The following is a 25,489-nucleotide window of genomic DNA, read 5'->3' as shown; positions in this document are numbered from 1 at the left end:
CCTCCTATTCGTCAGGCAGCTGATCAGCCCGCACAATACTGGGCCGTGTCAACTCACTGACCTCGTTCATGTCCACGTAGATTCTTTTTGGATGCCGCTTATCGACGTACTTTGTCAGGCGACCACTGTAGATATACTGGTAGATGCACTGGCGAGAAACACCGAGGAGATCTGCCGCTTCAGCAATACGCACAAACTGCTGCTGGCTCATCCAAGCCCTCCCTGTTGAAATAACTCTCTCCAGCAGTGAGTTCTATTTCACTGCTGGAGAGGAAGGCGATCAGTGACCGTGAATGTCTGTTATGGCGTAATCGAATTCAGAGGTTTGCTCCAGTTCGAAGGTGATCTGGTCGCCAACACGAACCTTTTCTGCCAGGGCAGGGTGTTTCAGTGCCAATTCCATAGTCATGGCTGGCCAGCCGAGCTCTGCTACGGGTTCATGGCGAATGGTAAGACTCTTGCCGTCGGTGCCAATGGCAAGCACCTCGCCACGGGCGCTGGCACGGTGATGCTCACCAGCGGCCTCGCCATGCATACCCTCGTGCATGCCTTTCTTGCTGTGCATTTCCTTTTTACCATGCATATCACTCTGATCATGCTTGCCCGACATCTTGCCGTGCATCTCCATTTTACTCGAGTGCATCCCATTATTGTGCATGCCGTTGCTGTCATGATGGGCCATTACGGTGAAAGATAAGATGGTGATAACGCCTGCGATAGCGACTAAAGCAAATATTGCTGATTTCATGGGTAGATCCTTAATTAAGACGTTATTCTGCATCAGTACGCAGCTGCGTTATTCTGGAACAGGCCGTAAATTGCAAGTTCATTGATATCCTGCTGTGGTGACAAGTCGCGAAATGCCTGATTGCCGGGCGTTGTATCGTAGTCATTCGATGGAGTGCTGCTGTACAAGGAGAATATGGCAAGCTCATTGATATCCTGCTGTGGTGCCAGATCACGGAATGCCACACCCTCGGATACGGTATCACCTTGGCGTGAAGAGCTGTCATGTAATGAGAATATGGTCAGCTCGTTGATTGATTGGGATGGCTCAAAATCTCTCCACGGATCGTTGCCAGCCATTGCGGTCAGGGCGATGGAAGAGACAAACACACTTATAATGGCAGACTTAATAAATACTTTCATGATAATACTCCTGATGGTTTCGTGGTTTTGCCATGGGAATGCCCATAAAAAGGGCCCCAGCGATGGACAAGTGGTCACGTATGTGTGCAGTTGTTCAGGGAAACGTGTTTTGTGCCCTTGCTCCATCACTGGCAGCAAAACTTGGCGGCACTCTCACTGTTTTTGTACACAACTGAACACACTATCAGGAGATAGGAGGTTCCGGCAGGACTTCGTATGGACGATCAGAGAAGTTGATAGTGAGATCGGGGACAGGGGTTTCAAGAGTCGCGACGGAAAATTCCAGCACACAGCACGCGTTCTCGGTAGCTTTGCAAACGCAGCTTTCACAGTGTTCCATGCCAGCGTCTACGCAGCTGCCAATCTTCGAAAGGGGCAAAAGCTCATCTTCGTGGTGATGGAGCCCCTCGGCATGCAGCTGCTCCACAGTACTGCTGGTATTTTGCGGCTGGAGCGTTGATACGCTTGTCACGCCGAAAGCCATCAGCGACTGGGTCAGCAGGAAGAGCACAAGAGTGGTGGCGCTTAGAACGCGATACATTTTCATAATGTTGAAGTATAGTCCCGTGGGCACAAAAGTCAAGTTATAAAATCGATTTTATCGACATTGAGTGCTTTTACCATGAATGGAAAACAATAATATTCCAATAAATATTAAAACCCCTTGCTCCTGTGATGGAGCAAGGGGTTACGCGTTACCTTACCTTTTGCGAATACCGGTGATGAGGTAGTCTGTCTCGGTCAGGCGCTTGAGGTCAAACACGATGCGATCGCCTTCTGCAAGTCCTTCGGCGATGGAGGGGTTCTCCAGGTCCAGCTCCATGGTCATGGCGGGCCAGCGCAGGGCGCGGATGGGTTCATGGTGCAGGGTGATGGTTCTGCCGGTGGGGTCGAGGGCGATGACTTCGCCATTGGCACTGACGGTGCTGCCAATGGCTCCGCTGGCCGAGCCGTGGCTGCTGTGTCCATGGTTTCCATGCCCGTGACTGCTGGCCATGGTGATGGCGGCGGTGAGTGAGAGAAGGCTGACGGCGGCGATGATGGCGATAATGGACTTTTTCATGGGACAACTCCTTGAGTTTGGTTTGGGTATGTAAGGTCTCTTTCAACTTTGTACATTGTCCTTTTTTGGTTCGGCCAAAAAAGGACCAAAAAAGCCGCCCCCCAACGCCCGTTGATCCGGTTCGTTTGCTCGCCTGGACTGGAGATCCGGCAGACGCTGCATCCCTGCAGCTCTGCCGGACCACCTGCTTCCTGCAGGTGTCCCGTGCGGGTCTTGCCAGCCAGGCTTCACACTTACCGGACGGGCTCAGGGGGGATTTGTGTCTTCTATCTATCCCCCGTGTGCTGTCTCAGCCAGGACGCTGCCATTGGAACGCGGTAGCCCAGCTACTATTTGAAAATAGTAGCTGGGCGCTTTTGCGCCACTTTGGGCGGGTCCAAAGTGGCAAGAAGGACTGAAGTTACAACACCTTTCATGCCTCTGCATACGATCGAGATATGTGACGATTATCTCCTGGTTCAGGGTGCGGCCTTTAGGCCTCTTTCCACGCTTGCTCCAATGAACTATGCACATTTCAACTGAATCCGTTTCCACAGATAGTAAGCGGCGGGCAGTACCACCAGGGTCAGTACGGTGGCGCTGACCATTCCGCCCACCATGGGAGCGGCGATGCGGCGCATGACTTCTGAGCCGGTGCCGGTACTGAGCATGATGGGCAGCAGGCCGATGATGATGGTGGCAACGGTCATGACTTTGGGTCGCACGCGCAGCAGGGCGCCTTCAATCACGGCTTCCCGCAGCTCATTCAGGCTCACCCGGCGGCCCTCACTGGTGGCATTTTTCTGGCGCGCCCGCAGGGCCTGATCCAGGTAGACCAGCATCACCACCCCGGTTTCGGCGGCTACTCCAGCCAGGGCGATAAAGCCCACGCTGACGGCGATGGAGAGGTTGTAGTCCAGCAAGTGGAGCAGCCAGAAGCCCCCCACCAGGGAGAGGGGCAGGGTGGCCATGATGAGCAGGGCTTCGCCCACCCGGCCAAAGCTCAGGTAGAGAAGGAGCATGATGATGGCCAGGGTCAGGGGGACGACCACTTTCAGGCGCTCGTTGGCGCGCTCCATGTATTCATACTGGCCGGACCAGCTGATGGAATAGCCGGCGGGCAGTTCGATGAAGCGGTTGACGGCGTCTCGGGCTTCGGCCACATAGCCGCCCAGATCCCGTCCCTGGATATCCACATAGGTCCAGCCGCTGAGACGGGCGTTTTCGCTGCGGATCATGGGGGGGCCGTCGGTGATCTCCACGCGGGCCACCTGCTCCAGGGCTACCCAGGCGCCGCTGGGCGTTGCCAGGGGCAGCTGCTGCAGGCGTTCCAGGGAGTCACGCAGGTCACGGGGGTAGCGCAGGTTGATGGGGTAGCGCTCCAGCCCTTCCACAGTGGTGCTGATATTCATGCCACCCACGGCGGTGCGGATGACTTCCTGCACGTCGGCCACGTTGAGGCCATAGCGGGCGGCGGCGGGGCGGTCGATATCCACTTCGATGTAGCGGCCACCGGTGACCCGCTCCGAATAGACGGAGGAAGTTCCGGGAACGCCTTCGATCACCTCTTCAATGCGCTCGCCGATCTGCTGAATAACGGCCAGGTCGGGGCCAGCCACCTTGATGCCCACGGGGGTACGGATGCCCGTTGCCAGCATGTCGATGCGGGTGCGGATGGGCATGACCCAGGCATTGGTGACGCCGGGCAGCTGCACGGCGCTGTCCAGCTCTTCGATGATTTTGCGGGTGGTCATGCCGGGCCGCCACTGGTCGCGGGGCTTGAGCATGATGCTGGTCTCCAGCATGGTCAGGGGTGCGGGGTCGGTGGCGGTTTCCGCCCGCCCGGTCTTGCCGAAGACGCGCTCCACTTCCGGCACGGTCTTGATGAGGCGGTCGGTCTGCTGCAAAAGCTCTGCCGCTTTGCCCGCCGAAAGCCCCGGCAGGGTGGTGGGCATGTACATCAGGTCCCCTTCATCCAGCTCGGGCATGAACTCCGAACCCAGTTTGGTGACGGGATAGATCATGCTGGCCGCGGCAAGGATGGTCAGCACCACGATGGTGCCGGGGAAGCGCAGGGCGGCCTTGATCATGGGCTGGTACATGACGACCAGGACACGGTTTATGGGGTTTTTATGTTCCGGCGTAATGCGCCCACGGATGAAGTAGCCCATGAGCACGGGCACCAGGGTGATGGCCAATCCCGCCGCCACGGCCATGGCATAGGTCTTGGTGAAGGCCAGGGGCGCGAAGAGGCGCCCTTCCTGGGCTTCCAGGGTGAAGACCGGCAGGAAGCTGATAGTGATGATGAGCAGGGCGAAGAACAGGGGCGGCCCCACTTCCGTGGAGGCGCGGCTGATGATGGCCCAGTGATCCTCGTCACTGTCTGCCTTGCGCCGTTCCAGGTGTTTGTGGGCGTTTTCAATCATGACGATGGCGGCGTCCACCATGGCGCCAATGGCGATGGCAATGCCCCCCAGGGACATGATGTTGGCGTTGATGCCCTGCAGCTGCATGATGACAAAGGCTCCCAGCACGCCCAGGGGCAGGCTGATGGCGATAACCAGGGAGGAGCGGAAGTGCAGCAGGAAGAGCAGGCACACCAGCACCACCACGATCAGCTCCTTGATGAGGGTGTCGCGCAGGTTCTCCATTGCCCGCTCAATGACGCTGGAGCGGTCGTAGGTCTCCACGATTTCCACCCCTTCGGGCAGGCCATCGCGAATTTCATCAATCCTGGCCTTGACCCGCTCAATCACGGCGAGGGCGTTTTCGCCGGAGCGCATAACCACAATGCCTCCAACCACTTCGCCTTCACCGTCCAGTTCGGCGATACCCCGGCGCATCTGGGGCCCGGTGATGATTTCCGCCACATCGCCCAGCAGAAGGGGGGTGCCGCTGGAGCCGACCTTCAGGGGCACCTGGCGCAGATCTTCCACGCTCTGGATGTAGCCCTTGGCGCGGATCATATACTCGGCTTCGGCCATTTCGATGGCCGAGCCGCCGCTCTCCAGATTGGCCCGCTGCACGGCGCGGGAAACATCAGCCGTACTGAGCCCGTAGGAGCGCAGGCGAAAGGGGTCAACGGTGATCTGGTACTGGCGCACCATGCCACCCACGGTGGCCACTTCCGACACTCCTTCCACGGTCTGCAGTTCATATTTGAGGAACCAGTCCTGAATACTGCGCAGCTGTCCCAGGTCGTGGTTGCCCGTGCGATCCACCAGGGCGTACTGGTAGACCCAGCCTACACCGGTGGCATCGGGCCCCAGGGAGGGGGTGGCCTCCGGGGGCAGGCTGCCGGCGGCCTGGCTCAGGTACTCCAATACCCGCGCCCGCGCCCAGTAGAGGTCGGTGCCATCTTCAAAGAGAACGTAGATATAGGAGTCGCCAAACATGGAGTAGCCACGCACGGCCGTGGCCTTGGGCACGGCCAGCAGAGCGCTGGACAGGGGATAGGTCACCTGCTGCTCCACCACCTGGGGAGCCTGGCCGGGGTAGGTGGTCTTGATGATCACCTGCACGTCGGACAGATCGGGAATGGCGTCCAGGGGCGTCTTCTGCAGGGAGTACATGCCCCACAGGGCCAGGAAGATGCTGGCCATCAGCACCAGCAGGCGGTTACGCAGGGACCAGTTGATTATCGCGGCAATCATGGCCGCACCTCCTCCCCGTGAATACGCAGGGCCACAATGCGGAAGGTGATTTCATCCAGGGCTTCCAGGGCAAAGGCGAATGCATCACCGGGCTGCAGGTGGTCGGGAACGCTCAGCCCCTCAATCAGGTCCAGATCCATGGTCATGGCGGGCCAGCCCAGGGCGGGAATGGGTTCGTGGCTGAGGTTGATGGAGCCGGGATTGCGGCCGGGGCCCTTATAGATGCCGTCACTCCACACTTCGTCACCGGGCTGCAGCTCTTCCAGAGTCTCCAGGCGGGTAAAGGCGCCCCGCAGGCTGCTTTCGGAGTCGATGAGGAACTGGGCCGAGATGACCACACGCTCGCCTTCCTGAAGGCCAGCCGTGATCTCCACCGTGTCGGCGGTCATCAGCCCGGTGCGCACTTCCACCGCCTCAAAGCGGCCTTCATCACGGGCGACGATGACCCGCTGGGTATTGTCGCTGCGGATCAGGGCCTGACGGGGAATTGCCAGTACATGGGGGCGACTTTCGGTGGTAATGGCGGCGCGGGCAAACATGCCGGGCTTGAGGGTGCCATCGGGGTTGGCAACGCTCAGGCGCGCCCGCAGGGCGCGGCTGGAGGAATCAAGGGAGGGGTAGATGAATTCCACCTGCCCCTGGAGGGCGTCATCGCCGGGGCTCAGCTGCAGCGTGGCCACCTGACCGGTTTTCACCAGGCGCGCCTGGTGCTCAAATACCTCCACCAGTACCCACACCGAGGAGAGGTCGCTGATGGTGAGGATATCCATGCCGGGGGTAATGTACATGCCTTCGCGGATATTCAGTTCGGTGACGACGCCATCCTGGCGGGCGTACACCGGGATAAGCTGGCGCACCCGTCCGTCCCGTTCAATCTGCTGAACGGTCTGGCGACTCAACCCCAGGGAGAGCAGGCGCTCGCGGGCGGCGTCACGCACGGCAGGCTGATTCATCGTCAGGGCGCGCAGGAACTCCTCCTGGGCGTTGACAATGGTGGGGGAGAAGAACTCCAGCAGCAGCTCGCCCTGCTTCACCCGCTGGCCGAGGCTGCGGGCGTGCAGGCGTTCCACCCAGCCCTCAGCCCGCACATGCACGTGGCTCAGGCGGGTTTCGTCGTAGTCAACATAGCCTACGGCTTCCACTACGGGCTCCATGGTCATGCGTTCAACAGGGCGGGTGCGTACTCCCAGGCTCTGGGTGACTTCCGGCGCCACGAAGATGCCACCGCCACTGCCACCCTGGTCGGCATAGATGGGAATGTAGTCCATGCCCATCTCGTCCTTGCGGGGCACATCGGAGGTGACGCGGGGGTTGTGGGGGTGCCGGTAGTAGAGGATTTCCCGCTCGGCGGAAGCCCCATCGGCCACTTCGTGGCCACTGTGGTCGTCGCTGGACAGCCAGTTCAGGGCTACGGCTCCCAGGGTCAGCCCAGCGGTAAAGGCGAACAGGATGGCGAGAAGGGCAGATTTATTCATGGTGGGCTCCATTGGAGTAGTAGAGGAGGTTGGCCTGGACCTGGGCGGCATCGGCCAGCAGGCGCTGGTGGCGCAGCTGGTTTTCCAGTTCGTACACCGCAGCCCGCAGCAGGCCATCGAAATTGGCGCTCAGGTTCTGGTAGCCGGAAGCAGCGGCATCGCTGACAATGCGGCTGTGGGGCAGCACGGTGGTGCGGGAGAGTTCAATGCGCTCCTGCAGGTGCTGCCAACGCTGGTGCTGGGTGCGCAGGTCGCTTTCCAGCTGGCGCAGCTTCTCGATCCGATCGAGGCTGGCCGCGCTGGAGCGCTGGCGGGCCGCACTGGCATTGCGTTCCTGTAGCCTGCCGGGAGCGATGGGAATACCTACCTCCACCATGATGGTGAACGTCTGGTCATCGTTGTCGGCGCGGGCGTAGAGAGCATCCACCATGAAGCCGCTGTAGTACTGTCCGCTCAGGCGCACATCGCTTTCCAGGGCCCTGATGGCGGCGTCATCCGCTGTAATGGCCGGATGGGCTGGCAGCGCTGACAGGAGTTCATCCACTGGGGGCACACTGGCCAGATCGGGAAGGTCGTGGGGCAGCTTCTGCTGCCAGGCGGCTTCGCCCACCCAGCGGGCCAGGGCGGAGCGGGCATCGTCGCGGGCAGAGAGAATGCCGGTGAGGCGATCCTGCTGCATGGCCTGCTCCAGCTCCAGCATGAGCATCTGCTGCTGGCTCAGGCGGCCGGCAGCGTACTGCTGACGGGCCACGTCGGCCAGGTCGCGCAGCAGATTGGAGTGGTGGTCCACGATATCCACCGCCCGCTGCTGATACCACAGCTCCAGATACGCCCGCTGCACGTTGCGGTTGAGCTGGCGCTGCCAGTCTTCCTGACGGGCCAGCTGGGCATCGGCCTGATGCTCAAACTGCTGGGAACGCAGATTCAGGCGACTGGAGCGGGGGAATTCCTGACGAACTCCCACCATGAACTCGCTCATCATTTCCGACTCTTCATAGCCCAGCAGCAGTTTTGGGTCGGGCAGGCGCCCCGCAGCGACAGACTGCTCACGCAGGCCGCTGGCACGGGCTTCCAGGGCAGACAGGGAACCGTCGCGCTCGTGAGCCATTTCCAGGGCACGGGGCAATTCCAGCGCTGACGCTATGCTCGGCCACAGGCCAAGAAACAAGACGAGAGAGAGTGTCTGATAAAGTGGGGCTTTTGCTCCCATGATTTTCTCCTGACGAAAAACGTTACACCGACACCGGTCGGCAAGCGGCTCTTGTCAGGAAGCGAGAGGTGGTTCGGGCAGGATTTCGCTGAGGGGATCGGGCAGGAAAGAGTGGTACTCCATGACAGGGGCGCCCAGCAGGTTGACATGAAAGCTCAGGCTGGCTGCGGGACCCACTGGTGCCAGGCAGATGCAGCTGTCGCAGAATCCGCTGGCCATGTCACCGCATTCGCCACTGTCAGAAGAGGTATCGACAGCACTATGATGGCCGTGGTGGCCAGAGTCCATGCTGAGCTGCCCGGCATCGGAAATGGCAACACTGTGCACGCTCCCCGCCATCAGGCTCTGGGAGAGCAGAAACAACACCAGCATGGTAGCGCCGAATACGCGTGAGATTTTCATGGGGACAAGAGTTTGATAATTCTCCGCAAAAGTCAAGTAATTTTATCGAAATAGATGATTGCGCTCATCATCAAACAGCTTCGCTCGAATACCGGTCAGGGGAAACCCCTCCTGAAGAAGAAAATCGAAGCACCGGTTGAATCATCCGTTTTCTTTTTGCTGACCCTATGCTAGATTCTTTCAACCGCTGTTTTAAAAAGGAGAAGAGACATGATAGCTTCCTGGCGAAGATTCTGCGCACTGGTTTTCTGTATCGCCCTTGCTCTGCCGGCACAGGCCCAGAGCGACCCCACTGCCGCCTGGCAACCTTCCTTCGATCCCAGTAAAGCTGAGCACACCTACATCCTTTCCAATATATCCCACCCGGCCATTGAGGGTGTTGGCGTCGGATACCGCATCCGGGACAAGGTCTGGGAACGCTCCAACGGGAGACTCTATGTGGATTTCCGTCCCCTGGCTCAGTTGGGTGGCGAGCGCGATGTTATCAGCAAGCTGCGCATGGGCGCGGTACATGGAATGCTTTCTTCGTCAGTGGCAGCCGCCAATGTGGCCGATAAGCTGGGAATCGTGAACCTGCCCTATGTGGTGGACACCTTCGAAAAACTTGATAAGTTCATTCAAGATGAAGAACTCTTTGAAGAGTTTCGCCAGAGCCCCCGTCGCCAGGGAGTCATCGCCGTTGATATCACCAGCTACGGCACCTACGGCTGGGCCACTACCAAGCCGGTACGCAGCCTGGAAGATGCCCGGGGCGTGAATTTCCGTATCGCCGAAGCTCCTGTCAATATCGATATTTACCGCGCCTGGGGCAACCGCTTTACCGTCATGCCCTGGCCTGATGTTCCCCAGGCCCTGCAGACCGGCGTCATTGACGGCCTTGACCATACACCCACCGTCAGCAATATCACCGGAAAATTCGATGTGGCCAAGTACTTCACCGAAGTCAACTACGCCCAGGGCCTCTTTATCCACCTGATCAACGAACGCTGGCTCAACCGCCTGCCCGCTGATCTGCGCGAAATCCTGCTGGATGTCATCGCCGAAGAGAGTGCCAAATCCCGCGAGCTGGCCAGGATTCAGCACGAGGAGCAGATCGCCGCTGCCAAAGCCAAGGGCGTGGAGTTCATTCCCCTTTCAGCCGCTGACAGACAACGCCTGATTGAGCTGGCTGAGCCGGTGTACAAGACCTGGGGTGAACGGATCGGGGCCGATTATCTGCAGCGCGTGCGGGATTCGCTGGAAAAATAAATCATTTACTGGCATAATCAGCGGGTTTTTCAGAAGCCTGCAAAAGCCGGGAAGCAGGTGCTTCCCGGCTTTTTTTTGTTGGAGTCATGTCAGTATGAAACGAGCATTTCGCTTTTTGGACCGCCTGCTTGGCCATGTGGAAGACTGGAGCCTCTTCACGGCCGTCATGATGGCTCTCTTCGCCGCCATGACCAATATCATTCTGCGCAAGACCACCGATATCAGCCTTTACTGGTCTGATGAAGTGGTGCGCAAGGTTATCTTTTTCACCACTTTCATGGGAGCCAGCGCCGCCATCCGCCGCCGGGCCCTCATCCGCATTGATGCCGTTCCCCAGCTCCTGCCCATTTTCCACAAGCCCCTTACCGTGCTGAGCCATGTGGCGGTACTGGTCTTTGCCGGTATCATGATCTGGCTCGGCCTGGGCATGACCATACTGGTATATGACGATCCCTTTGCCCGCACCTCTACCCTGCAGATTCCCGAGTGGTATTTCTACAGCCTGCTGCCCCTGGTGGGATTCATGATGTTCATCCGCACCTGCATGCAGATTGTGGAAGACTGGCAGGACTGGCGCAGCCCGACTTCAGATGAGGAGGGCGCGTAGCATGGATACCTCATACCTCATCATTCTGGCCCTGCTGCTGGGGGCCCTGGCCGCCACAGTTCCCGTGTTCATTGTGCTCTTTTTCGTGGGGTTGGCAGGACTTGGCTACTTCATCGGCATAGATCCCATGATCGTCATCGAAGTCCTCTACCGCAGCATGGACAAGTTCGCCCTCATCGTGGTGCTCTTCTTTGTCCTGTGCGGCAATATCATGACCACCGGCTCCATTGTGGAAAAACTCATCAAGACTGCCAACGTGCTGGTGGGCTCCCTGCCCGGTGGCCTGGCCATGGCCGGTATTCTGGCCTGTGGCTTCTTCGGGGCCATTTCCGGTTCCACGGTGGCCACGGTGGTGGCCATCGGCGGCTTTATGATTCCCGCCCTCATCAGGCACCGTTATCCCGAACAGTTCAGCATTGGCGTCATGACCACCGCACCCATTCTGGGCGTGGTCATCCCTCCCTCCATCGCCATGATTCTCTACGCCATGGTGACCAATGTCTCTTTGGAGGCGTTCTTCCTGACCGGCTTTATGCCCGGCCTCCTGATCATGGCAGCCATGTCCCTCTATGCCTATTTCTACTGCCGCCGCCTGCCCGATATTGACCTGGCACCCAAACCAAGCCCGGCAGAAGTCTTCAAAACCCTGAAGGACAGCTTCTGGGCGCTGATGCTGCCGGTGATCATCTTCGGCGGCATCTACTCCGGCCTCTTTACCGCCAACGAGGCTGCCGTGGTGGCCTGTTTCTACGCCTTTTTCGTGGAAATCGTCATCCACCGCGACATGAAGCTGACCCAGGTGAAAAAGGTGGTGGTCTCCTCGGCGGTCACTTCATCCACCCTGTTGATCATCGTGGCCGGCGCTTCCGTATTCGGCGAATACCTGACCTTCGAGCAGATTCCGGGGCAGATCACCAATGCCGTGGTCTCCAACATTCACTCCCAGTGGATCTTCCTGCTGGCGGTGGGGATTATCCTCCTGCTCATCGGCATGTTCATGGATATTATCTCGGCCACTATCATCCTGACCCCCATCCTCTACCCCATGCTTTCGCGCTTCGGCATCGACCCCATGCACTTCGGCCTGCTGATGACCGTGAACCTGGGTATTGGTTACGCCACACCGCCGCTGGGAGTCAGCCTGTACATCGCCGGTACTGTGGCCAACCGCAATATTCTCTACGTCACCAAAGCCGTGGCCCCCTTCCTGCTCATCCAGCTTGGGGTACTACTGGTGCTGACCTTCTGGCCCGATTTTGTGCTGTTCCTGCCGCGCTGGCTGTATGGGTACGGAGGGTGAATCTGCCACTTTTGACCTGCCAAAAGTGACGCAAAAGCAACCCCCAGATTTCTGCCATCAGCTTGTCTGAAACTGGGGCCGCAAACAACCGTCATCCCGGACTGAGTTTGCGGTCGCCGCCCTCATGGCGACGACCCTGCGGGCTGCCAGCGTTTCAGTCGGCGCTGACTGGCAGAAGCAAGCACACGGGGGAGATTGAGCGTAGCAGGCGAGCGCGGCATTGCCTTTCTTGGTGTCTTTGAGGGCTTTGTGTGAAACACTCTTTATCAACAGATCACCCCAGGAGTACTGTTATGGATGTCAAAATTCTGGTTCCCGTCGACAACTCCGATACGGCCCGCCGCACTCTCAGTATGATCATCGCCCATAAGGAGCAGTTTCCCCCGAAACTGACCCTGCTCTATGTCATCAATATGGAAAAGCTCACCTATCGCATGATTCCCGACTTCCAGGTGGATATGATCCGTGAGAACGCGCGGCAGTCCGGCGAGGACATGCTGCAAAGCTATGCCGCCATTCTTGAGCGGGCAGGGATTGCGGTGGAAAAGCGCCTGGAGTTTGGTTCGCCCCGTGAGCGCATCAGCCGCATTGCCAATGATGAGGGCTTTCATATGGTGATTATGGGCCGTCGCGGGCGGGGGGAAGTGAGTGATGTGCTGTTCGGCTCAGTGGCCAACTATGTACTGCATGCGGTCAAGTGCCCGGTAATGCTGTTCTGAGACGGTACTCTTACAGGGCCACCACTCGGTTGCGCCCGGTCTGTTTGGCGATATAGAGCGCCCGGTCGGCACGCTGGATCAGCTGATCGTGGGGCTCGCCCAGCTGATATTCCGTGACTCCGAAGCTGCAGGTAATTGAGCCGATACTCAGTGGCGCCTGCTCTACTGCCAGGCGCAGCTGCTCGGCTTTCATACTGGCATCATCCAGGCTGGCATGGGGCAGGACAATGATAAACTCCTCCCCTCCCCAACGCCCGAAGGTATCACTCTGGCGCAGCATGTTCTTGATGAGTTCGGCAATCTGTCGCAGCACCTCATCTCCCCGGTTATGCCCATGTTCATCATTGATCGCTTTAAAGTGATCGACATCCAGGAAAATAAAGCTCAGGTGGCTGCGGTAGCGCTGCGCCCGGGTGGTCTCCTTTTTCAGGGTTTCACTGAGTTTGTAGCGGTTATATACCTGGGTCAGCGGGTCAAGCATGGAAAGCTGCTTGACTTCATAGAGTTTGATAATGGTCTCCTCAAGTTCACGATGCCCGGTAACATCTTTGAGAACCGCGATATAGCCATCACTGTCCGGCAGGGGACAGAGGTAACTGTCAACCCATATCTGGCGGCCATCACGGGTCAGAATCTTCAGCTCCCCCTCCCAGCGCTCATTGGCCAGGGCCATCTCCCAGATGCGCTGAAAGTGCTTCCCGGACATTTTTGGATGACGAATCAGGCTCAGGGGTTTGCCGAGAAGTTCACTGCGATCGTAGCCACACAGGCGCGCAAATCCCGTGCTCACATTGCCAATCACTCCATGGGCATCCAGCTGGCACAGGCACACATGCTGATCCAGTACCGGGAAGAGGAATTCCGGGTCGGGGAAGTTCTGAAAAAACGTCGGGTGCTGGTCAGGGTGTTTTTTCAAGTCTATGCCTTTGAGGACAGATAGAGCAGCGGGGCTACGTCAAGGTTGACGTTTTCGGGGTCAATGGCGCGGGCCACCTTGATATCCGTTTCCAGCTTCAGATCGCGTAAAAAGGGGCGAGGAACCTTTTTCCCGCTGCCATCCAGGGCAACGGCCACCCGCGGAGCCGTGGGAGCTTCGGGAGAGTGCTGGTTCACCACACCCACTTCACCCGTGGAAAGTTTCACAATGCTGCCGATGGGAAAGACACCGATATAGCGTACCAGCTTGTCCACCAGTTCCGGATGGTGGACAACTCCCTTGCCCTGAAGCAGTTTCACCAGAACCAGGGTCGGATTCTCGGCGCTGCGGTAACTGCGACTTGAGGTCATGGCGCAGTAGGCATCGCACAGTCCAACCAGGGCTCCTCCCAGGGATATCTTGTCACTGCCCAGCTGGCGGGGATATCCGGTGCCGTCAAATCGTTCATGGTGCTGCAGCACATAGAGGAGGACTTCCTGGGGAAAACCCTTCTCCTGCAGCAGTCTGGCTCCAATGACGGGATGAGTCTCCAGCAGCCGGCGTTCATCATCGCTGAGTTTGCCGGGTTTACTGAGAAGATCCTGAGGAATGCGCAGCATGCCGATATCCGCCAGCAAAGCTGCCGTAGCCATATGAATGGTGGGCTCGCGGCGCGCCTTGTTCACATGGGCTGCCAGCACCAGGCTAATCAGGGTACGCCGCAGGGCATGCTGCACCTGGGGAGGAAACTGCTTGTTGACCATTCCGCTGAGGCTCAGCAGGGTACGGTAGTTGCGCAGGTAACTCTCCATGAGCTCCTGCAGGTGGCCGGATATCTGGTCCGGGGAGAGGCTGGCTGCCTGGCCCCGGCTGATCTGCTGTGAGTTATTGTGCAGCAGGGTCGCCAGAAAATCATAGGAAGCGCGAATAATCCCCATCTCATGGCGATAGGGAGTTTGTTCGGTCTGCCCCGGCTCCCAGTCCTTCAGGCGCTCCTGGGACTGCGGATTGCGACGCTTGCCTTTGTATACGACGATTTCGCGAATACCCGCGTCCTTCAACCGCTTGACCGCAGGCGAATAGAGGCGGATTCCCTCTTCCACAACCAGGTTGCCGGCACCATCCCGAACCTCCTCAGCAGTGGTATATCCCAAGCTCATGCTGTCAACTTTTATGGTTTTTTTAAAATCCATTGTGTACTATCCTGTTACAGAAACGCGTTGCGAAGTGGAAACTGAAAACTGACTGCCATGTTGAATATCTGCAACATATCATCCCGATGGGAAAACCTGAACGATACCGAAACCACAATCGCCGACTATAACCAATTCCGTCATCAATTGACAAGTGCAGGAAGTGGTTTTTTTCACTGGATGATACACGACTACGAGGAGGAATTATGCCTTTATCGCTGAAAAGCCTGTTTTCGCACCTGGAGTCCATCGCACCCCTTGAGCTGGCCGAAAGCTGGGATAACTGCGGCCTCCTGATTGGCGATGATAACCAGCGCGTCGGCACCATCCTCCTGGCTCTGGAACTGACTCCCGCTGTACTGGATGAGGCGACGCGCTGCGGCGCCGGGCTTGTCATCACCCACCATCCGGTACTGATGAAACCGGTAAAGAAACTCCTGACAAGCCCTTCCTCGGAAACAGCCCTGGCAACCGAAGCGCTGCGCCGCGGCATCCAGGTCTACTGTGCCCACACCAATATCGATATCGCCTGGGGAGGGCTTAATGACTACCTGTGCCAACTGCTGCACATCAAGGTGCAAAGTCCCCTGGTGATGGAAAACGTCGACGAACTCTATAAGGTGATCGTCTGCCTGCCCCGGGATGAAGACGCCCTGGAGAGCATCTCCCAGGCCATGTACAAGGCTGGCGCAGGCGTTCTGGGCCCCTTCACCCATCGCGCCTTTATCTCTGAAGGTCGCGCCACCTACAAGAATCTTGACGACCACCGCGCCAAGATGAACGAAGAGTGCAGCGAATTCCGCCTGGAAGCCACCGTCCACGTCAATGACGTGGAGAATGTCACCAACGCCATTTACATGACCCATCCCTACCATACTCCACCCATCGACCTGATCCCCCTGAAGACCGGACGCGCCTCAGTGGGTCTGGGCCGTATCGGCAGCTTTGAACAGCCGAAAACTCTGCCAGAGCTCGTTGAACAGCTAAAAAAGACCCTGGGCCTCACCCACGTGAGTGTAGCCAATGGTGGAGCGGAGCAGATCAGCCAGGTGGCTGTTGTCACCGGTTCAGGCGGATCACTGGTCAAACAGGCCAGCAAGGCAGGGGCTGATGTCTATATCACCGGAGACCTCAAATACCATGACGCCATATGGGCCATTGAAAATGGCCTGACAGTCATCGACTGCGGGCACTTCGGAACTGAGCGCATTTTCAGTGATCTGATGGAAAAAATTATCTGCGACGCCTTTCCCACGGTCACAGTGGTGAAAAGCAGCTGTGAAGCCAACCCACTGCAGGTGTGGTGAAACCATGGGGCGCTTTCCCATCCTGGCGGTGTCTGCGCTTCTGCTGATCTGCGGCCTGCTGAGCTCCTGTGAGCGAAACCCCTCTGAGGTCAATGCTCCCAGTACGCGGATAATACGTGAAGAAACCCTGGTCATCGGCGTCCTGCCGGAGAAGAATGTCTTTGAACAGCGTCGCCGCTACCAGCCCCTCACCGAATATCTTTCCGATGTCCTCCATATGAATGTTCGCATCAAACTGCTGGACAGCTATGGTGCCATTGCCCGCGAACTGGAAGAACAGGTTATTGATGCCGCCGTTCTTGGCAGCCTCAACTATGTGCTGATGCACGAACGAGGATACGTTCTCCCCGTTGCCCGTCTGGTCGACCTGACCCACGGAGCAGACTATCGCAGTATTGTGTTCACCCGCCACGATACCGGCATTACCGAAGATATCCGCAGCTGGAAAGACAAGGACATTGCCCTGGTGCATCCGGCAACCCTGGCGGGTGCACTCTTTCCCCGCTGGTATCTCTATCAGAGTGAAAAAATCGATATGTCCTGGTATTTCAACACGGTTCGCTATATGGGAAGCCATGACAGCGTCGTGCTGGCGGTGTATAACGGGCACGCCCACCTGGGAGCCGCCAAAGATGATGTCATTCGGGCCATGCAGAGCGACTGGCCTGAACTGCAGGAAGGCCTGCTGATATTAACCATATCCGAACCAGTCCCCTCCAATACGCTCTCCCTGCGCAGTGACCTGGCGGACACCCTGCTGGAGCGCCTGCAGGAAACCCTGGTCTCCATGCATACCTATCAGCAGGGAATCACGGCCCTGCAGCAACTGGAGGCATCCTCGTTCGTGGCAACCCGCGACGAGGAATTCGACTCGCTGCGCGTTATGATGTATGAACTGGGAGTCGATTCAAGCCATTTCAGCTTTGCCGATTAGGGGAGCCATATGGAGAGACGTTCGTGAAAAAGAAACTCTTTGTCGGCCTGGGCCTGGCCATGCTCCTCTTCATCATGGGAGCGCTCATGGTGCTGCGCCACCTGGAAACCATCATCGTCAACCAGGGTATTGCCAGCGAGCAGAACGTGATCATCAGTATCTACAATGAGATGCTCTATTTCATGCGCAGTGCCCAGGCCGAGCTCTACCGCCATCAAGCCGGGTACAGCCGCAATATCGACGACCTGGTTACCTACATAGAGTCCTTTGAAAACAACCGCCATATCCTCTCCTCTCAATATCAGAACCATTTCGGCGATGTCACCTGCATGCAGTGCCATCCGCGTATTGAGCAGAGGCTGCTCAGTGTCAACAATATCTTCTCCGATATCGATGAACTGCTGGAAGAGTACAAGCGGGATGTCAGCGTCCTCATCACTACCCGCGACCCATTGCAGCGGCAGATCCGCGAACAGATGGCCACCCAGAACGGGCAGATTATCACCAGCGCCCTGGAAACCGCCCACCACGCGGCCCATGAAATGTGGCTGGAAGTTCACAGCAACAGTAATCGCATCATCGAACGCTCACGCCACGCCATCCTGCTCTCCATCGCCTTCACCCTGCTCTTCTGCGCCAGCATCTTTCTGGTGGTCATTCGCGGAATTACCCGCCCGGTACAGAACCTCATCGGAGGTATCCAGACCATTTCCCGGGGCGACTTCTCCCAGCGGGTCGAGGTGAAAACCCGCGATGAAATCGGTATCATGGCCGAAGCCTTCAACACCATGGCTGAGCGTCTGGACAGGATTCACCGCGAAAAAGACAGCCTGCTGCAGGAACTGCAGGAATTGAACGAAAATCTGGAGCACCGGGTGGAACAGGCGACAGCCGCCCTGAGGGAGACCCAGGCCCAGATGGTGCGAGCTGAAACCCTGGCGGCAGTGGGAACCCTGGCAGCCGGAGTCTCCCATGAGGTCAGCACCCCCCTGAACGCTATCACCGGCTTCTGCCGTATCATGCTTGAAGAGGTGGACGAGTCCCACCCCCTCTACGAGGACCTGAAGGTCGTTGAGCAGGAAGCGCTGCGCTGCCGGCGCATTGTCCAGAGCCTGCTGCAGTTCGCGCGCGTTCCCTCCCACAGTACCTCCCTCGCCTGCGTCAACGAGCTGCTGGACGAAACCATGACCCTGGTCTCCTACCAGACGGCCACCAAAGGCATTACCATCGACAGGGACTTTTCCTCCGACCTGCCCGACGTATCGGCAGACCCCATGCAGCTCAAGCAGGTACTCCTCAATATTGTCCTGAATGCCATCCAGGCCATGGAGGGCAGGGGCAGGCTGCACATTCGCACCTTCACCCTCAGGGATACGGTCATGATCGCCATTACCGACAGCGGACCCGGCATTCCCGCCGAGCAGCAGCAAAAAATTTTCCAGCCGTTCTATACCACCAAATCCGGCGGCACCGGCCTTGGACTGGCCATATCCTATGGCATTATCAAGGAGTATGGCGGCGATATTCTCCTCGAAAGCGCGCCAGGCAAGGGAACCACCGTCACCATTACCCTGCCCGCCTATCAGACTAACGAACAGGAGCATAAAGATGACACAGATCCTGATTGTTGACGATGACCAGGCCATGTGCCGTCTCCTCAAGCGCCTCCTGCAGAAGGCAGGCATGGACGTTGTCTGTAAAAGTGACCCCCATGAAGCGGTAGACGTTCTCTCCCGCCAGGAGTTCGACCTGGTGCTCTCCGATTTCTATATGCCACAGCTGACAGGCGAGGATATTCTCCACCACGTCAAAAACCTCCAGCCTGCCACCGACGTCATCATCATGACCGCGTTTGCCTCCATTGAGCATGCCGTGAATGCCATGCGCAGCGGAGCCTATGACTACATTGTCAAGCCCTTCCAGAATGACGACGTGCTCCACGCCGTCGGACGCGTGCTGGAAAAGCGCAGGCTGGAGCGGGAGAACACCCTCCTGCGCAGTCAACTGGTCAGGACCAGCAGCTTCCACCATATGGTGGGAAAGTCCGTAGCCATGGAGCGCCTGTTTACCCTGATCCAGAAGGTCTCCCAAAGTGACGCCACCGTTAACCTGCAAGGAGAGAGTGGCACCGGCAAGGAACTGGTGGCCAGGGCTATCCACCAGTGTGGGCCACGCAGCTCCAAGCCCTTTGTGGCCGTTAACTGCAGCGCCCTGCCCGACACCCTGCTGGAAAGTGAACTCTTCGGCCACGCCCGGGGGGCCTTCACCGGTGCTGCAGAGGCGCGCCAGGGGCTTTTTCAGCATGCCGATGGCGGTACCCTCTTCCTGGACGAAATCGCCGACACCAGTCCCGCCGTCCAGGCCAAGCTGCTGCGGGTACTGCAGGAGAAAAAAGTGCGACGGCTTGGAGACAACATGGAGAAGGGTGTGGACGTGCGGGTTATCACCGCCACCAGCCGTGACCTCAACCACCTGATGGAGCAGGAAGCCTTCCGTGAAGACCTGTTCTACCGCATCAATGTCTTTCCCATCGCCGTCCCACCCCTGCGTGAACGCCGCGAAGATATTCCCATGCTGGCCGAACATTTTCTGCAGGGGCGCAAGCGCCTTGAAACCCGCACCATGGATATCCTGTGTGCCTATCACTGGCCGGGCAATATCCGTGAGCTGGAAAACCTGATGGAAAGGCTGTGTGTCTTCATTGAGGCAGAACATATTTTCCCCGATGACCTCCCAGCGGAAATCCATGGATTCTCCCGGCTACCCATGGATACACAGCTTCCCTATAATGAAGCGAAAGAGCAGGCCCTGCGTGAATTTCACCACGAATACCTGGGCAGCATCCTCAGCCGTGCCGGAGGTAATATCACCCAGGCAGCACGCACCCTGAATCTGGATCGCGCCAATCTGCAGCGTCTGCTGCGCCGCTACACCATTGACCCGGATACCTACCGCTCCTGAGTCATTTTTGACCCAGGAGCGTTCCCGGCTCAGGCACAGTATATCTTCTTTCCCTCAATCCCCATCCGCCCATACCAGGAACAGCTCGCTTTTTTTCAGTTTTTTTGCCTGAGACAATCAGGTCAGATCTGACGCACCACTTCAAAATACAGCAACACAAAACACGAAAAACAAATACTTTACACATGTGAAAAAATTGGCAATTCGTTTGCTCTCTCACCAGCAGGAGAAGCGCAAGGAGGTCTACACATGTACAGGCTACTGCTGTTTGGGATTATCACCGGATGCGTTCTGCTGCTGGCGGTGACCCAGTCCATGGCCACCTATTTTCTGCCCTGACAGTGCGTCGGGGAAATCGTAATTTTTCAGGAGGAGATTCTATGCGAAAACACTGGTTTATCGCCTTGCTGCTGGTGCTGTTCAGCGTGACAGCAGCCTCGGCCAAAGACTACATGACCTGGAAAACCGAAGGCTTCGTGGGAGCCGACGGTTGTAAAATGTGCCATGCCGGCGTTCACAACGACTGGTCCAGCAGCTGGCACACCATGAAGACCGAGTGGGGCCCTGCCTACCCCGACATCTACTACAAGCAGGACAAGGATCGTTATCCCTGGGGCAGCGAAAAGATCTACCCCTGGATCAAGCGCGACTGGGACAAACTTGACACGTACATGATCCTGGACCGCAAGGACGCCAACACCAACTACGTCTCCACCACCAAGGTGAAATACGAAGAAGTAGAACTGGTTGTTGGCAGCCAGCGCAAGCAGCGCTATGCGGTATACTACGATGGCTCACCTGACAAGGCGTGGCTGGCCCACACCAAGGATGGTGGCATCTCCTGGACCCTCGACAAGTCCACAGTCGTTGACTACCCCGGCAACAAGGATCGCGCCGGCTACAAGTTCCTCTTCATTGAAGTGCGTCCCAAAGACGGCGACATCAACAAAAACAACTACGGCACCTGGCGCTCCTGGCAGGAGCAGTGCATCGCCTGCCACACCACTGGATTCGATGCTGACGCTTGGTATGATGCAAAAGAGGCCTTCAAGAAAGGGCAGCGCAATCATCTGCGCGATGTCTTCTCGGTAGACATCAGTGTCTCCTGTGAAGCCTGCCATGGTGGCGGTGCCGAGCACGCCAGAATGCCTTCCAAGTCCAACATCATCAACCCCGCCAAGCTGACCGATCCATCGGAGCGCATGGTCACCTGTAACCGCTGCCACACCCGTGCCCAGACCAACACCATGCACGGAAAGGGTTCCAACGATAACCGTGGCTTCGTACTGGGCGAGCATTCCTATGAAGACGTCATGCAGTACACCCGCCCCGCCTGGGGGAAAGGGAACCGTCAGGTTTCTGTCGATGGCAAAGGCCGCCGTGACCACCAGCAGGATATGGACCTGATGCTGAGCGCCACCATCAAGGGTGATCACAGCACCCATGCCCAGATGGCTTGCTTCGACTGCCACACCGTCCACAATGTGGGCAATAACCCCGAAAGCCCATGGCTCTTTGACAAGTCTCCCGTGGAAACCTGCGCCAAGTGTCACCTGGGTCAGGCCGAAAAAGTGCTGCGCGCCTTTGATGGCCGCACCGGCTGGCCCCGCTACGGCTATGGTAACTGGGACAATGAGGGTGGCCGCGTCGCGAACAAGCAGCACATCTTCAACCTGGATGAAGAAGGCCGCTCCTTCGGCCTCTCCCCCGATCAGTACCACTGGGCTCTGAAAAAGGGTGGCGACGCCAAGAAAGCTGCTGACTGGGAGTCCATCTGGCCCTGGGAAAAGGCGGCCATGGAAAAAGATGGTCGCACCACCTTCGTGGGAGCTGATCCGACCAAACGCTGATACCGACTCTCCCAGACGTCTCCTGTCTATCTCCTTAAAGCCACGGGGCAGAGAACATTCTCTGCCCCGTGTGTTTTTTTTGGTGGACTGCTTTTCCATTTCTTTACCGTTTTCTGACATTCTCTTGCTGAATATCTTCTGCCCCGGAGCTACTGTCCAATGGTTTGCGCACTGGCTGAAACACCACTGTCAATCGCTACATCAGCAGGGGAGAGATCATGCTTGCAGGTTTCTGGGAGGAGTGTCTGGCCTCCATCGACTACGCCTTTCAGCCCATTGTCAATCCCATCACTGGCTCCATCTTCGCCGTTGAGGCTTTGATCCGCAGTGTCGGGGGCGAACGCACCTTCGGTCCCTGCCGCTCCATTGACGATTTCTTCGACACGGCCTTTCGCGAAGGGGTGCTTTTTTCCCTGGATGTGGCCCTGCGTCGCAAGGCCATTGAAAAGTACCTGCAGATCCCTTTTCACCGTAAGATCCGCCTCTTCTATAACTACGACCATCGTATGACCAAGATGTACAACTACACCCCCAATGTCATGGAGCACATGATGCAGGAGTACAGCCTGCCCGTGGGAAATCTGTGTATGGAGCTGACGGAAAAGCACAAGTACGACTACTCCAATGCTGCCCTGGCCCTGGATCAGGCTGTGGGCAACAGCAAGGAGCGGGGGTTCCTGGTAGCCATTGACGATTTCGGGGTCGGGTATTCGTCCTTTGAGCTCATGTACCATGCCGATCCCGATTTCATTAAAATTGACCGCTTCCTCATTGCCGATATTCACCGCGATCTGAAAAAGAAGTCATACTGCTCCCATATTATCAGCCTGGCGCACCTGCTTGGCATCACGGTCATCGCCGAGGGAGTGGAGACCGAAGCGGAATACTCTCTGTGCAAGGAGATGGGGGTGGATCTTATCCAGGGATACCTGGTGCAGTACCCCACCAGCAGCATCGAGGATATCTGCCTGGTGTACGAGAACATCCAGGCCCTTGGCCAGAAGCACCGGCGCAGCACCTCCGAGGATATGGCCATACTTTCGCGGGAGATCTATCCCATACGGCCCATTCGCATCAACACCAGCATGAAAGAGCTCTTCGCCACCTTCCAGAACAATCCCGAGGAGAGCTTCTTTCCGGTCGTGGATGGCAACGACTTTCCCCTTGGCCTGATCCACGAACGCACCTTCAAGAAATTCATCTACTCGCCCTATGGCAAAGAGGTTCTGAGCAACCGTTTTTTCGACCAGTCCCTGCGCAAGTACCTCACCGAGTGCCCCATTGTGGATATTCATCTGCCGGTGGAGAAGATTCTGGCCGTGTTCGTCAACAACACGGAATCGCCGGGAATCATTGTGACTCGCGACCAGTCCTACTGCGGTTTCCTGTCGGCTTCCAGCCTGCTGAAAACCCTGAACGAAAAGAACATGGCCTACGCTCGGGAGATGAATCCCCTGACCAAACTGCCCGGCAATATCCTCATCAACAATTTCATCAACCAGGCCTGCGAGGACACCGGAAATATCTACTACCTGATCTATTTTGACTTTGACAACTTCAAACCCTTCAACGACCGCTTCGGCTTCCGTCAGGGCGATCGCGCCATCATTCTCTTCTCGGAACTGCTGCGCAAGCGTTTTATCAGCTCCTGCTACTTTATCGGGCACATTGGCGGCGACGACTTTTTCCTGGGAATTCAGGTTCCAGAGCACGAAAGGGCGGAAAAAGATGACAACTTTGTGGAGCGCAAAATCACCAAAACCATCCGCAAGTTCATGGACTCCATTGAGCCTTTTTACCAGGAAAACGAGTTGCTGCAGGGCCAGTACAGCGCCCGCGATCGAGAGGGAAACCTGCGCACCTTCGACCTGCTCAGCGCCAGTGCTGCTGTCATAAAACTTCCCGCCGCTTCTCGTTCTCTGGCACAGGAGGATCTGGCGGAAGTCTTCGCGCGACTGAAAAAAGAGGCCAAATCCCGTCCCGAGCGCATTGCCATGCACGTATCTGCAACTGCTGAAATTATCGCGCCGGTATTTCCGGGCTGATCTGGCTGCCTGCGCACCACTGCCGATAGTGTCGCAGAATGGCCCGCTCGTCCATCTCACCTTCGGCGTCGCTGCGTTTTTCCAGATAGCGGTAGTATTCGCGCAGGGTGACAGCATCCAGGTGAATACCTGCCCGGTTCAGGCAGTCCTGCAGTACAGCGGTTCCCGACTGGCTGGTAAAGCGCAGCTGCTCTCCATCGGCCCTGCCCACGGCGCCGGTGACAAAGGGAAGATAGACGCCCCGCCCGCTGCGACTTTTTATGGCCCCATCCTGATGAATACCACTGCGATGGCTGAAAACATCGGATCCGATAATCGGCGTTTTCGGGCCAACGGCAATGGCACTGAGTTCGGCAACCTCCCGGGCCGTTTCAAAGATGTACTGGCGCTGGATGCCCGTATGCACCCCGCTGTTTTCCAAAGCGCAGACCACCTCATAGAGGCTGGCATTGCCAGCGCGTTCACCAAGGCCATTCAGGGAAACTTCCAGTTGGGTGGCTCCAGCAAAGTAGCTCTCCACGGTCGTTGCCGTCGCCATTCCCAGGTCATTGTGGCAGTGCACCGCAAAGGCCGACCTGCCGCGAAAGTACTCCATCACCTGTCGGGCAATTTCCACGAAAACCATGGGGCGGAAACGCTCCACCGTGTTGGGCAGATTGATCACATCGGCGCCCTCTTCAATGGCGACCTGAAAGATATCAAGCGCCAGGGCGATATCATCCAGGCAGTCGCCGAAGTGCTCACCGGAAAACTGCACGCTTCCGCGTTTTCCCGCCAGACGACGGGCGTGACGGACCGCCTGGCGAACTGCCCTGGCAGCTTCATGGGGGGTGCAGCGCAGCACCTGGTTCACCACGGAGGGGCTGACGGGGTAGACAATGTGCACCCGCGGCTGCGCCGCATGACTGACTGCTTCCCAGGAAGCATCAATTTCGGCAGTGCGCGCCCGCGAAAGGCTTGAAATAACCATGCTGGCCGGAGCTTCCTGGGCCAGGGCGCAGCAGGCTTCAAAGTCCACGGCGCTGGCAGACGCGAAGCCAACTTCCGCACCAGGTACCTCAAGGCGGATCAGATGCTGGAAAACCTGCTGCTTCTGTTTGAGGCTCCAGGGACGTGGCAGTGCCTGGTTGCCATCGCGCAGGGTGACGTCCAGAAAAAAGGGGGAATGGGGCGTGTGTGAGGCAGGAAACGTTTCCATGGGGCTCTCCTGTGCTGCTGCCCCAGGAGAAATGTGCTTTCAGGAGTGCCTGAAAAGAAAAAACCCACTTCCCTTGGGGAAGCGGGTTGTGTTGTGGCAACGTCCTACGCTTCCCGGTATATACCCAGAAGCAGGAGTAGAGACACTGATGGATGGTGAGGGGTTACGTCTTTCATAGTGGCAAAGGATATAGAAGGAGCCAGCCCAGAAGTCAAGAAAATAGTGTGAGAAAAGTGGGTATACGGATTTAATGGTTGATGGGGCACCTTCACCCCATCAA

General features: G+C 57.6%; 22 protein-coding genes. 10 read left to right on the top strand and 12 right to left on the bottom strand.

Annotated elements, in window-relative coordinates; all coding sequences use genetic code 11:
• Positions 1-4: 4 nt before the first annotated feature.
• The 9 genes from SELIN_RS00200 to SELIN_RS00160 form a co-directional block, all read right to left on the bottom strand.
• Positions 5-211, bottom strand: coding sequence for a helix-turn-helix transcriptional regulator (locus SELIN_RS00200; protein WP_013504688.1), 207 nt, complete (start codon positions 209-211; stop codon positions 5-7).
• Positions 212-280: 69 nt separating this feature from the next.
• Positions 281-748 carry a copper-binding protein gene (locus SELIN_RS13560; RefSeq protein ID WP_013504687.1) on the bottom strand — a complete coding sequence of 156 codons (468 nt, stop codon included), beginning with the start codon at positions 746-748 and terminating at the stop codon, positions 281-283.
• Between the two features lie 32 nt (positions 749-780).
• Positions 781-1,149, bottom strand: a complete 369-nt coding sequence (locus tag SELIN_RS00190) for a hypothetical protein (protein WP_013504686.1) — start codon at positions 1,147-1,149, stop codon at positions 781-783.
• Positions 1,150-1,333: 184 nt separating this feature from the next.
• Positions 1,334-1,690: a hypothetical protein gene (locus SELIN_RS00185; RefSeq protein ID WP_156787992.1), complete on the bottom strand. Its 357-nt coding sequence runs from the start codon at positions 1,688-1,690 to the stop codon at positions 1,334-1,336.
• Positions 1,691-1,849: 159 nt separating this feature from the next.
• Complete coding sequence (locus SELIN_RS00180) at positions 1,850-2,212, bottom strand: copper-binding protein (protein ID WP_013504684.1); 363 nt, start codon at positions 2,210-2,212, stop codon at positions 1,850-1,852.
• Positions 2,213-2,715: 503 nt separating this feature from the next.
• A complete protein-coding gene (locus SELIN_RS00175; RefSeq protein WP_013504683.1) occupies positions 2,716-5,844 on the bottom strand; it encodes an efflux RND transporter permease subunit in 3,129 nt (1,042 codons plus the stop codon).
• Positions 5,841-7,319 (bottom strand): efflux RND transporter periplasmic adaptor subunit, encoded by a 1,479-nt coding sequence (locus SELIN_RS00170; protein WP_013504682.1) that lies wholly within the window; start codon positions 7,317-7,319, stop codon positions 5,841-5,843. The genes SELIN_RS00175 and SELIN_RS00170 overlap by 4 nt, the downstream gene beginning before the upstream one ends.
• Positions 7,312-8,529 (bottom strand): TolC family protein, encoded by a 1,218-nt coding sequence (locus SELIN_RS00165; protein WP_013504681.1) that lies wholly within the window; start codon positions 8,527-8,529, stop codon positions 7,312-7,314. The genes SELIN_RS00170 and SELIN_RS00165 overlap by 8 nt, the downstream gene beginning before the upstream one ends.
• Positions 8,530-8,583: 54 nt before the next feature.
• A complete protein-coding gene (locus tag SELIN_RS00160; protein WP_013504680.1) occupies positions 8,584-8,931 on the bottom strand; it encodes a hypothetical protein in 348 nt (115 codons plus the stop codon).
• A 210-nt stretch (positions 8,932-9,141) separates the two neighbouring features.
• Here SELIN_RS00160 and SELIN_RS00155 point away from each other — a divergent pair, with 210 nt between their 5' ends.
• The 4 genes from SELIN_RS00155 to SELIN_RS00140 all read left to right on the top strand — a co-directional run bounded on the left by SELIN_RS00155 (position 9,142) and on the right by SELIN_RS00140 (position 12,805).
• A complete protein-coding gene (locus tag SELIN_RS00155; RefSeq protein ID WP_013504679.1) occupies positions 9,142-10,179 on the top strand; it encodes a TRAP transporter substrate-binding protein in 1,038 nt (345 codons plus the stop codon).
• A gap of 94 nt (positions 10,180-10,273) precedes the next feature.
• A complete protein-coding gene (locus tag SELIN_RS00150) occupies positions 10,274-10,786 on the top strand; it encodes a TRAP transporter small permease (RefSeq protein ID WP_013504678.1) in 513 nt (170 codons plus the stop codon).
• Between the two features lies 1 nt (position 10,787).
• Positions 10,788-12,086 (top strand): TRAP transporter large permease, encoded by a 1,299-nt coding sequence (locus tag SELIN_RS00145; protein WP_013504677.1) that lies wholly within the window; start codon positions 10,788-10,790, stop codon positions 12,084-12,086.
• A 293-nt stretch (positions 12,087-12,379) separates the two neighbouring features.
• A complete protein-coding gene (locus SELIN_RS00140) occupies positions 12,380-12,805 on the top strand; it encodes a universal stress protein (RefSeq protein ID WP_013504676.1) in 426 nt (141 codons plus the stop codon).
• 10 nt (positions 12,806-12,815) lie between these two features.
• Here the strand turns inward: SELIN_RS00140 and SELIN_RS00135 are convergent, their stop codons facing one another.
• Together SELIN_RS00135 and SELIN_RS00130 are read right to left on the bottom strand one after the other, a co-directional pair.
• Positions 12,816-13,721: a sensor domain-containing diguanylate cyclase gene (locus tag SELIN_RS00135; RefSeq protein WP_013504675.1), complete on the bottom strand. Its 906-nt coding sequence runs from the start codon at positions 13,719-13,721 to the stop codon at positions 12,816-12,818.
• Between the two features lie 2 nt (positions 13,722-13,723).
• On the bottom strand, positions 13,724-14,914 hold the full coding sequence (locus tag SELIN_RS00130; protein ID WP_013504674.1) for an HD-GYP domain-containing protein: 1,191 nt from the start codon (positions 14,912-14,914) through the stop codon (positions 13,724-13,726).
• A gap of 206 nt (positions 14,915-15,120) precedes the next feature.
• Between SELIN_RS00130 and SELIN_RS00125 the strand changes: the two genes are divergently transcribed.
• The 6 genes from SELIN_RS00125 to SELIN_RS00100 all read left to right on the top strand — a co-directional run bounded on the left by SELIN_RS00125 (position 15,121) and on the right by SELIN_RS00100 (position 24,011).
• The gene (locus tag SELIN_RS00125; RefSeq protein WP_013504673.1) at positions 15,121-16,221 is read left to right on the top strand and encodes a Nif3-like dinuclear metal center hexameric protein; all 1,101 of its coding nucleotides are present in this window, start codon (positions 15,121-15,123) and stop codon (positions 16,219-16,221) included.
• Positions 16,222-16,225: 4 nt separating this feature from the next.
• The gene (locus SELIN_RS00120; RefSeq protein ID WP_013504672.1) at positions 16,226-17,155 is read left to right on the top strand and encodes a phosphate/phosphite/phosphonate ABC transporter substrate-binding protein; all 930 of its coding nucleotides are present in this window, start codon (positions 16,226-16,228) and stop codon (positions 17,153-17,155) included.
• A gap of 23 nt (positions 17,156-17,178) precedes the next feature.
• Entirely contained in the window at positions 17,179-18,786 is a 1,608-nt protein-coding gene (locus tag SELIN_RS00115; protein ID WP_013504671.1) for a sensor histidine kinase, read from the top strand.
• Complete coding sequence (locus SELIN_RS00110) at positions 18,764-20,116, top strand: sigma-54-dependent transcriptional regulator (protein ID WP_013504670.1); 1,353 nt, start codon at positions 18,764-18,766, stop codon at positions 20,114-20,116. Before SELIN_RS00115 ends, SELIN_RS00110 begins: the two co-directional genes overlap by 23 nt.
• A gap of 380 nt (positions 20,117-20,496) precedes the next feature.
• The gene (locus tag SELIN_RS00105) at positions 20,497-21,966 is read left to right on the top strand and encodes a multiheme c-type cytochrome (protein ID WP_013504669.1); all 1,470 of its coding nucleotides are present in this window, start codon (positions 20,497-20,499) and stop codon (positions 21,964-21,966) included.
• Positions 21,967-22,184: 218 nt separating this feature from the next.
• Complete coding sequence (locus SELIN_RS00100; RefSeq protein WP_013504668.1) at positions 22,185-24,011, top strand: GGDEF domain-containing protein; 1,827 nt, start codon at positions 22,185-22,187, stop codon at positions 24,009-24,011.
• Here SELIN_RS00100 and leuA2 read toward each other — a convergent pair.
• The gene (gene leuA2, locus SELIN_RS00095; RefSeq protein ID WP_013504667.1) at positions 23,986-25,209 is read right to left on the bottom strand and encodes a 2-isopropylmalate synthase LeuA2; all 1,224 of its coding nucleotides are present in this window, start codon (positions 25,207-25,209) and stop codon (positions 23,986-23,988) included. The genes SELIN_RS00100 and leuA2 overlap by 26 nt on opposite strands.
• Between the last annotated feature and the right edge of the window lie 280 nt (positions 25,210-25,489).

Origin of the sequence: Desulfurispirillum indicum S5 (assembly GCF_000177635.2) — a bacterium.
Lineage (GTDB): Bacteria > Chrysiogenota > Chrysiogenetes > Chrysiogenales > Chrysiogenaceae > Desulfurispirillum > Desulfurispirillum indicum.
This window is presented reverse-complemented; position numbering and strand designations above follow the sequence as displayed.